Below are 9,828 nucleotides of genomic sequence, written 5' to 3'. Positions count from 1 at the left end.
TAATGGATATTGGATCCGCCGTAACGGATAAGTTACTGTTTGATACTTAGGCCGAAAAGGATGCTTAATTTTTTTTTAATAATGGCAGACTAGCCTATAACCACATCAAATTTTTCAAAAATGGTTTCCAAAAAAATACAATTTTCCAAAATATGGAAAATTGATTTCCTTAAAAAATGACTTATATCCCTGTTTTTCAATGATTTATGTTTCAGGCACTCCATTTGGCATAAGTCAGAAAACAAGATTAAAAAATGGATCAATTTTTACAAGCTATAGGTTTAAACAGAACTTCAGATAAAGCAAGAGGTAGAAAAATCTACGTTTTGCATAATCCTGATGGAAGTCCAAGATGGATTTGGAATGCCGAAAACCCAAACCCGGATTTTTTGAGGTTTTATGCGGTTACCAACCTGCGGTCAAATGTATTCAGCATCCTGATCAGGTGCCTTTTCATTTTGAAGTTGCAGCATCTTTTCCTTAAGAAAAACAGCCTTTTGGTACTTGCAGATGAGACACATATTCTCAATCCGTATCTAAACCGCCATTTTGCTTTGTTTACCGGAACCGAAGGTCCGAACCGAAAGTTGGTTCTTTTCGCCGCACAAAAATTTATAAAAATTGCTCTGAATGACAATTCCAAAAGTCTGATCGAGCAGGAAAAAGCCATGCTTCATCTTGTAAGCGGAGGACAATACCTTGAAATCCCTCATTCAAAAAGTATCGGGAATGGCATCCTCGCTTTATCTGATTTGGGTAGCAGGGGAAAGCGGATTAATTCATTTACAGCACTTCATGCCAAGGCGCTTAAGGAGCTAACAAAAAACCAACCTAGAGAAGTCATCCTTTTTGGTAAAACAGAGATCTACCAAAACTGTCTTCAAAATCTAGAAATTGATAAAGAAGTCTCTTTCGAACAGGTACCAAAGAACTTGACAGAAATCCTAAAGACTTTGGCCATTTCGCTCAGCAAGCTATCTATTCCATCCCACTTTGCCCATGGGGATTTTACGCCTTGGAACTGCTTCGTAGATGGAGAAAAAATCCGCTTGTATGATTTTGAATTGGCCCATGAACGCATGCCTTTTGGCTTTGATGCCCTCCACTTCGTGATGCAGCAAGGAATCTTGGTGGACCATCTCCCTTACCGTGCCATCAAACCCAAACTGATTGCCGCATTTGAGTTACTTACCAAAGAGGAAAATATGCCTGATTTGGACTTCGATACCTGCCTCAAAGCCTATTTGTTGGTCAATACTTCTTATTACTTGGGCATTTATAGCCGGCAGGAAAAATGGCACATCCAAGTCAATTGGCTGCTCAATGCCTGGAATGAAGCCATCAGTGACCTGCTTTCTTCAAAAGAAAATCCCCGGTCCTTGCTGATTGGGAATGTTTTTGACTTTATGCAAAACCAAAATTATGCGGCCATCAAATTTCCCAATATTCCCCCCAAAGACTTATCCGAATATGCAGACATCGACCTGCTGACAGATAAAACCACTGCCCAAAACCTGCTTCAATATTTCAAGCAGCACACTCTGGTAAAGCGCGTCAACATTCAACCTCAATCACACATGATGAGTATAGTTGCGGTTTTGCAGGATGGGAGCGTTCTTGCCTTGGACCTCATATGGCAACTCAAAAGAAAAGCCTTGGAGTTTATGAAGGTTTCGGAAGTGATCAACAGGTCCAAAAGGAATGACTATGGTGTTAAAATTCTGAACTTAGCCGATACACAAACTTTTCTGAAATACTTCTACGGCCTTAATTTTAGTAACATACCGGACAGGTACTTACATTTCTTTGATAAGCAAGAAAGTGCAAACATTGATCATTCGATGCTAAGTGCCCGAGTTTTATCAATGTCTGAAAACAGAGGTATGTCAGGATTGATCAATAAAGTGAATTATGGCTTGGATGTGTTGAGAAATACATTCCATCAAAACGGTATCATCATCACTTTCAGTGGGGTAGACGGGGCTGGAAAGTCCACCATCATCGGGCATACCAAAAGAGCCCTGGAGAAAAAGTTTCGCAAAAAAGTAGTAGTCATCCGCCACCGGCCATCTGTTTTGCCAATCCTAAGCGCCATCACCCAAGGAAAAGAAAAAGCAGAACAAAAAGCAGCCTCCACGCTTCCCCGTCAGGGCCAAAACAATAATTGGATCAGTTCACTGCTGCGCTTTGGATACTACTATACAGACTATCTGTTTGGGCAGTTTTATGTCTATATCAGGCATGTGATGCGCGGTGAAGTGGTGCTGTATGACCGGTATTATTTCGATTTTATCAACGACAGCCTCCGAAGCAATATCCGTCTGCCCAAATGGTTGACAAAAGCAGGGTATAAATTATTGCTACAGCCTGATCTCAATTTCTTTTTGTATGCAGATGCGGAAACCATCCTCCACCGCAAAAAGGAATTGGATGCGGAGGCCATTTCCATCTTGACCAAGGATTATCTCCACCTTTTCAGGGAGTTGGATAAAAAGGCAAAGGGGAAATATTTTCCAATAGAAAACCTTCATCTCCAGGAAACTATGGCAATTATCACTTCCAAGGCCCAAATGCAACTCCTTTGATATGAAATCCTTGATCCAGAAATCAATACGCAGGCGCAATTCAAATTTCTCTTTTGACCCTGCATTGGGTAATGTCGCTCTTTATTCCTTTATATGGTCACAATGTTGGAGTTTGATGAGAGGCTTAAAGTTGCTCCTTCTCCTCAAAAAACCCAAAATGGCAATGTTAGGAAAGCGGGTCAGCTTTTTCAACACGCCAAAAATCAAATTTGGACGATTTCTGAAATTGGGTAACGATGTCCATATCAGTGCCTTGGGCAGGCAAGGCATAGAGATAGGTGACAATGTCAGCATCGGGGCATTCAGCAGGGTAGTGGTATCTACTTCATTTAACCTATTGGGTGAATATATCAAAATAGGAAACAACGTTGGCATGGGTGAATATGCCTACTTAGGCGGGGCAGGAGGTTTGGAGATAGGAGACGATTCCATTATCGGTCAGTACTTCAGCTGTCATCCTGAAAATCATATAGCAGCCGATCTTTCAATGGCAATCCGCCATCAGGGTGTAAGGAGGAAAGGCATCAAAATCGGCAAAAACTGTTGGATCGGCAGCAAGGTGACCATCTTGGATGGGGTGCAAATCGGCAACGGAAGCATCATCGCCGCGGGTGCCGTGGTCAACAATTCCTTTCCGGAAAACTCAATAATCGGGGGTGTCCCCGCAAAACTTTTAAAAACCAGAATATGAAAACAATTTTAGCTACAGCTTATGCCATCAATCCATTCAAAGGTTCTGAAGACGGTATGGGCTGGAATTTTGTGATGCAGATTGCCCGCTTCAACAAAGTAATCGCCATCACAAGAGAAAACAACCGTCCCCATATAGAAAAATACATTTCTGAAAATCCGGACCTATTGTACGCCAATGTCCAATTCCTCTATTTCGATTTGCCCTATTGGATGCGGTTTTGGAAGAAAGGTGGTCGAGGTGCCATGTTGTATTACCTTATGTGGCAGCGTGGAATCATGTCTTATATCAAAAAGCAAAAACTGAATTTTGATATCGTCCACAACCTAAATTTTCACAACGATTGGTCTCCATCGTTTCTTTGGAAGCTGGACAAGCCCTTTGTTTGGGGTCCGGTGGGACATCATCCACGGATTCCTTCCCAATACCTCAAACCCTTTGCATATAAGTACCACTTCACCGACCGCCTGACTTGGCTGGTGAAACAATTTTTCTGGAAAATCTCGCCTGCTTTACACAAGACCATCAAAAATGCCGACCATATCCTCTGCATGAATGGAGGTGTTCCAAAAGCCTTAGGAATCAAATCCAATTTTTCAATCACACCTTCGGTAGCTACACAGGATTTTGGATGGAAGAAATTGGATCCCAATCACAACAAATTTACCCTCATTTCGGCAGGACGCTTTGTCCCCTTAAAGGGATTTGATTTGACCATTCGTGCCTATTCTGAGTTTTTGAAAGGAATGGACTCAAAAGACCAAGAGAACTGCGAACTCCTCTTGATAGGAAGCGGGCCTGAGGAAGGGTTTTTAAAATACCTGGTCTCTGATCTGAAATTAGGGGAGCGGGTAAAATTTATATCATGGATTGAAAGGGATGAACTCATGGCAAAATTCAAAGTAGCTTCTGCATTTCTGTTTCCGTCCCACGAAGGGGCAGGAATGGTCGTCGCGGAGGCTTTGTCGTTTGGATTGCCGGTTATCTGTCTGGACAATGAAGGTCCCGGAGAGTTTATCAGCCCGGAAAACGGTTTTGCGATTCCGGTGGGAGACTATGACCAAACTGTTGTCGGCTTGGCCGCAGCCATCCAAGAGTTACATGCATCACCCCACAAAAGGAAAGAAATGGGAATAGCCGCAAGGAAGCAGTTTGAAAATTTCTTCCATTGGGATAGGAGAGGAGAACAGCTTCAAAAAGTCTACGCCGGCTTATGAAAGCACAACCTAGAATATTCGCTTTTCATTTATTGAATGACCGCAGCGGAAGTCCCAAGGTGCTTGGCCAAATTATCAAAAGCTGGGTAAAAGAAGGCCGTGAAGTCCATCTATATACCTCCCTCCATCAGGATGGGTTCCTTTCCCACATGGAGGGAGTGCACTACCATGATGGTTGGTATAGGTACCGCTCCAATCCCTGGTTGCGTCTTGTCTTTTATTCCTTGAGTCAGATCATTTTAATCTTTAAGATGCTGGGACAGGTAAAGAAAACAGATACCCTTTACATCAATACCGTCTTGCCTTTTGGTGGGGCTCTGGTAGGGAAGTTAAAAGGTTGCCGTGTGATTTACCACATACATGAAAGCACCGTCACCCCTGAGGTTTTGAAATGGTTTTTACTCAAAGTGGTATCATGGACGGCATCAGATATCATCAATGTATCCCGATATGTGTCGGAGAGCCATGGCATCACCCAAGTTCCCAACCATCTGGTGTACAATGCCATTGATGAAAGTTTTTTGTCCAATGTCCTACCCAAAGGGAAAAATGAAAAGCCCTCACATGTGTTGATGGTTTGCTCTTTGAAGGCTTACAAAGGAATTTACGAATTTATCAAGTTTGCAAAAGACAACAGTAAATTTTCATACCAACTTGTATTGAATGCCAGTCAAGCAGAGATTGATTCTTTTTTTTCCGGACATCAATTTCCACAAAATCTTGAAATATTTCCTTCCCAAAAAAACCTGCATCCATTTTTTCAATGGGCCGATGTGATTGTAAACCTATCCAGGCCTGATGAATGGATCGAAACATTTGGATTGACCATCATCGAAGGGATGGCTTATGGCTTGCCAGCCATTGTGCCTCCTGTTGGAGGGATTTTAGAGGTCATTGAAGAGGGAGTGACAGGGTACAGTGTCGATCCGAGAGACAGGAAAGCGCTCAATAAGAAGCTGCTTGAACTGATGGATAATCCCACTTATTTCAATATGTTCTCCAAAGCATCTTTAAAAAGATTAGAGTTATTCAGAGAAAAAACCATGCTGGAGCAAATCAACAGCATTGTTTGATCAAGTCTAAAATGGAATATGAGTACATAAATAGGCATACGCTGTTGAGTAATCCGAAATTCTATATCTAAAAACTGAATTCTATATGATCGAGGTGGGGAGGAATGATCCCGAAGCTTCGGTAGGCCGTCTTGTCCCGAAATCTTTCGGGATTGGCTACTTTTTTTATCAAAGCCTGCCCCGTATTTATCGGGGAAAAAAAGTAGCTGTAAAAAAGAATGATCGATTTCCTGAAGCCCTAAGAACATCTTTAATGTGAATTATGGAATGTGTATAAATCCGGATTCTCAATATAAAATTACTAAACCTCCAAAATGATGGAATTACAAAAAACCAATATCAAAGACTGCTTCTTGATCCAACCAAGAGTGTTCAAAGACGAACGCGGTTACTTCCTAGAAAGCTTTCACAGTGAAAAATTCGAACAATTCACCGGGATTGAAACTGAGTTTGTCCAGGACAATGAATCCATGTCAAACTACGGTGTCATCCGAGGACTCCATGCCCAACGTGGAGAATCCGCCCAAGCCAAACTTATCCGTGTGATTCAGGGCCGGGTAATAGATGTGGTGGTGGATGCCCGATTTGACTCACCCACCTTTGGTGAAATTTTCACAGTGGAAATCAACAGCACCCTCAAAAACCAATTGTTCATTCCTAAAGGGTGTCTCCATGGTTTTTCGGTTTTGGAAGATAAGACCATCTTTTCTTACAAGTGTGATGCTTTTTACAATCCTGAAATGGAAATAGGGGTATATCCCCTTGATCGCTACCTCTGTATTGATTGGAAAGTCGATACAGACAATGCACAGATCTCCCTAAAAGATCAAAAAGCAATGGCATGGTTGGAATATGTGGCATCATTTGAGCAAAAGAGATTTCTCAAAACTGCGCAGCTATGGTAGAAAATTTTCCAATTGAAAACGGATAACATATCAACTTTTCCTTTTTCAATCTTATTCCATTTTGCAATTACTTTCCAAAATATGGAAAATTATAGACCGCCAAATATTCGCTAACCTACTGAATAAAAGCGCTTTATTGTTTTGGCATTGCTTTCGTCTTAAAGCATACAATTGAAAAATTTATGAGCAAAAATTTAAACCAAAAGAAGAAAATCGCCATCATCGGGACCGTGGGCGTTCCTGCCAATTATGGTGGATTTGAAACCCTTGCCGAGCACCTCATCGAAGACCTCGGACAGAAGCATGACATCACTGTCTATTGCTCGGGAAAAAAGTACAGCAAATCCGAAAGGGTGTCAAGTTACAAGGGAGCGCGACTCAAGTACCTGCCTTTTGATGCCAACGGAATCCAAAGTATCCCCTACGATACCCTATCGATTATCGGCGCCCTGTTTTTTGCCGATGTGCTTCTTATCCTCGGGGTAGCTGGGGCGTGGATTCTCCCATTTGTCAGGATTTTTACCAATAAGAAAATCATCATTTCCATAGATGGCATTGAGTGGAAAAGAGACAAGTGGAATCTATTGGCCAAGTGGTATTTGTTTTGGGCGGAAGGCATGGCTGTCAAATACTCCCATATCGACATCTCAGACAATGAAGCCATTCAGGATTACACAGCAGCACGATACGGTTCATTGAGCAGAATCATTGAATACGGGGCTGACCATACCTTGAAAGTTTCGGTCACTGAGGAGGTAACGGAACAATATCCTTTTCTCAAGGAGCAATATGCCTTTAAGGTCTGCAGGATAGAACCTGAAAATTTGGTGCACGTGATTTTGGAAGCCTTTACCAAAACAAGCCGTTTGCCATTGGTTATTGTCGGCAATTGGGACAAAAGTGATTACGGAAAATCCCTCAAAACCAAATACAGTCAGCATTCCAATATCCATATTTTGGATCCCATCTATAACCAGGAAAAGCTGGATGTTCTCCGCGGAAACGCAACCCTGTATGTTCATGGACATTCTGCAGGAGGAACCAATCCCTCCTTGGTAGAGGCGATGTACCTAGGCTTGCCGATCCTAGCAAACGGCGTTTCCTACAACAAAGTCACCACCGAAAAACAGGGCCTTGTACTTTACTGACCTGGATAGTCTGATTGCTGAAATCAACAAAATCTACAATGCCAAACTGAAACTGGTGGGGGAAGAAATGCAGGCAATCGCCAAGCGCAGGTACACATGGTCTCATATTGCATTCAAGTATGAACTGTTGGTAGAGGAAGCATTGACCTCCTCAAAAAAGGTCGATGTGGAAGCCGAAACAAAAAATATCCCCTATGACCAACTCCTTGAATTGGGCCATGCCCACTTAAAGACCAATTTAAACTTCTAATCCATTTCCTATGAATTCCATCCATATCATCGGTCCTTTGGCCGCCTTTTTATTGACCCTTTTGGTAATTCCTGTGTTGAGAAAAATTGCCTTCAGAATCAACATGGTGGACAAACCCAACTTCCGGAAAGTGCATACTTTGCCCATTCCTTTGATCGGCGGTTTCGGGATATTCATCACTACCACTTTGGCCTTGGGTTTGGCCTTTCCTTTTGATTTAGGTATTTTGGGTTTCAAAAACATTTATCTCGCCATGAGCATTTTACTGATGATGGGTGTGATAGATGATTTTTTTGAAATGAAGGCTGCCATGAAATTGGCAATACAGCTAATATTGGCCCATTTCATTTTTTCCCAAGGAATAAAGATCGAATCCCTACATGGTATATTTGGAATTTATGAATTGGCCGATTGGATCCAATACGGTCTTACCTTGGTAGTGATCGCAGGAGCTGTAAACGCCTTCAACCTGATGGATGGCATAGATGGACTTGCTGCAGGACTGGCTGTTGCCGGCTTTGCGGTCTTCACCTTTCTGGCTGTTTTGACCAATCAGTTCCTGCTTGCATTGGTTTTTCTGACCTACATCGGTGGATTGTTTGGGTTTTTGAGGTTTAACCTCAGCAAAAGCCAAAAAGTATTTATGGGAGACGCAGGGTCATTGATGATAGGCTTTGTTTTGGTGGTGTCAGGAATCAGGCTCATCCAAGCAGGAGAGAATACCCCCAACGTCTCTTTGGTAATCCTTGGCGTAGTAGCCGTCTTGCTTATCCCTGTTTTTGATGCACTCCGTGTCTTCCGAAAAAGATTAAAATCAGGTAAAAGTCCTTTCCAACCTGACAAAACCCATCTTCACCATTTGGTACTGACTACCGGCCTCAGGCACAAAGCATCGAGTTTGGGAATATTGGGACTGATGACAGGGATAATCCTGATTGGCTTTATCAGTTACCAATTGGTAGGACTGACGTTTGCATTTATATCCATGCTGTTTCTGTTTTCTTTTGTGACAACCCTGTTACAGTTCCACAATAGGTTGATGTCCTGGAAAACCAAAATCAAAAAGATGGAAAACACTGGATGAAAGACGCAAGATTCAAGACTTGATGCCTCGACAACAATTAGAACCACTAGAACAATTACAACAAAAAAAAGAGAGATCCTTCTCCCGTACAGCTATAAGGATCGGTCACGTTTCTCCTAAGGATGAGAATCCTCTATACCGAAATGGTAGAAGAGATTTTGATTTACCGCAGAGCTCACAGGGAGCACAGAGAATGGTAGGTAGAATATTCTCCCGCAGATATCTCAGATTGACGCATAAGGTCTACAAACAAACAGCCCCATCGGAGCGAAATCTTGGTAGCCATGGGTAAAGTGCTTCTGTGATTTACATATTCTCACAAATCTACCGCCAATGTTTGTGTCTCCACAAACATTCGTCAAACACTCCTTCGTCTCTGCGTGAGATAATTCTTCTTTTACCGCATGAACACCAGGTATCGATGGGGGTTGGGAAATCTGCCATTTTTTTGCCCCCTAATCCCCCTGAAGGGGGACTTTTGTCAAACAAATAGGAATTTGGTTAGGGTTGCGTTGCTGTGGAATCCTAAACTCAAGGAATTAATCAAGTCAGTAGGGATTCTCCCTCCCCTTGTGGGGAGGGTCGGGGTGGGGTTGTGGCTAAAGCCAAAAAAACTCTTGCTTCCCAATCAACCACCGGCTAAAGCAGGTGGAAATTGAAATCCGATATCGAAGCGGTTCATTCTTCATTTACCATTCAACATTATTCGAAGTTCACCCCCTATATCCCCCTGAAGGGGGACTTTTGTCAAACAAACATGAATTTTGTTAGGATTGAGATACTGTGGAATCCCAAACCTTTCTGTTAAACCAAATTTCGTGGGATTCTCCCTCCCCTTGTGGGGAGGGTCGGGGTGGGGTTGTGGCTAAAGCCAA

The 9,828-nt window shown here is 42.5% G+C and carries 8 protein-coding genes; all 8 read left to right on the top strand.

The window, feature by feature from the left end; all coding sequences use genetic code 11:
* Positions 1-254 precede the first annotated feature (254 nt).
* Positions 255-2,585, top strand: coding sequence for a hypothetical protein (locus tag ACZFYI_RS09960; protein ID WP_462523979.1), 2,331 nt, complete (start codon positions 255-257; stop codon positions 2,583-2,585).
* Position 2,586: 1 nt separating this feature from the next.
* A complete protein-coding gene (locus tag ACZFYI_RS09955; protein ID WP_462523978.1) occupies positions 2,587-3,276 on the top strand; it encodes an acyltransferase in 690 nt (229 codons plus the stop codon).
* Complete coding sequence (locus tag ACZFYI_RS09950; RefSeq protein WP_462523977.1) at positions 3,273-4,493, top strand: glycosyltransferase family 4 protein; 1,221 nt, start codon at positions 3,273-3,275, stop codon at positions 4,491-4,493. The genes ACZFYI_RS09955 and ACZFYI_RS09950 overlap by 4 nt, the downstream gene beginning before the upstream one ends.
* Positions 4,490-5,566: a glycosyltransferase family 4 protein gene (locus ACZFYI_RS09945; RefSeq protein WP_462523976.1), complete on the top strand. Its 1,077-nt coding sequence runs from the start codon at positions 4,490-4,492 to the stop codon at positions 5,564-5,566. Before ACZFYI_RS09950 ends, ACZFYI_RS09945 begins: the two co-directional genes overlap by 4 nt.
* Positions 5,567-5,883: 317 nt before the next feature.
* Positions 5,884-6,471, top strand: coding sequence for a dTDP-4-dehydrorhamnose 3,5-epimerase (gene rfbC, locus ACZFYI_RS09940; RefSeq protein ID WP_462523975.1), 588 nt, complete (start codon positions 5,884-5,886; stop codon positions 6,469-6,471).
* A 182-nt stretch (positions 6,472-6,653) separates the two neighbouring features.
* Entirely contained in the window at positions 6,654-7,619 is a 966-nt protein-coding gene (locus ACZFYI_RS09935; RefSeq protein ID WP_462523974.1) for a DUF1972 domain-containing protein, read from the top strand.
* Positions 7,606-7,869, top strand: coding sequence for a hypothetical protein (locus ACZFYI_RS09930; RefSeq protein ID WP_462523973.1), 264 nt, complete (start codon positions 7,606-7,608; stop codon positions 7,867-7,869). The genes ACZFYI_RS09935 and ACZFYI_RS09930 overlap by 14 nt, the downstream gene beginning before the upstream one ends.
* A 10-nt stretch (positions 7,870-7,879) precedes the next feature.
* Positions 7,880-8,953 (top strand): glycosyltransferase family 4 protein, encoded by a 1,074-nt coding sequence (locus ACZFYI_RS09925; RefSeq protein WP_462523972.1) that lies wholly within the window; start codon positions 7,880-7,882, stop codon positions 8,951-8,953.
* The last annotated feature ends 875 nt before the right edge of the window (positions 8,954-9,828 follow it).

The sequence above is a fragment of the Aquiflexum sp. genome, from assembly GCF_977115555.1.
The sequence above is the reverse complement of the archived record's forward strand: the minus strand, read 5'-3'. Positions and strand labels throughout refer to the sequence as shown.

Excerpts from the sequence above, each read along its gene's own strand:
- ACZFYI_RS09925 (WP_462523972.1), top strand. The coding sequence starts at position 7,880 with ATGAATTCCATCCATATCATCGGTCCTTTGGCCGCCTTTTTATTGACC.
- ACZFYI_RS09955 (WP_462523978.1), top strand. The coding sequence starts at position 2,587 with ATGAAATCCTTGATCCAGAAATCAATACGCAGGCGCAATTCAAATTTC.
- ACZFYI_RS09960 (WP_462523979.1), top strand. The coding sequence starts at position 255 with ATGGATCAATTTTTACAAGCTATAGGTTTAAACAGAACTTCAGATAAA.
- ACZFYI_RS09935 (WP_462523974.1), top strand. The coding sequence starts at position 6,654 with ATGAGCAAAAATTTAAACCAAAAGAAGAAAATCGCCATCATCGGGACC.
- ACZFYI_RS09945 (WP_462523976.1), top strand. The coding sequence starts at position 4,490 with ATGAAAGCACAACCTAGAATATTCGCTTTTCATTTATTGAATGACCGC.
- ACZFYI_RS09950 (WP_462523977.1), top strand. The coding sequence starts at position 3,273 with ATGAAAACAATTTTAGCTACAGCTTATGCCATCAATCCATTCAAAGGT.
- rfbC (WP_462523975.1), top strand. The coding sequence starts at position 5,884 with ATGGAATTACAAAAAACCAATATCAAAGACTGCTTCTTGATCCAACCA.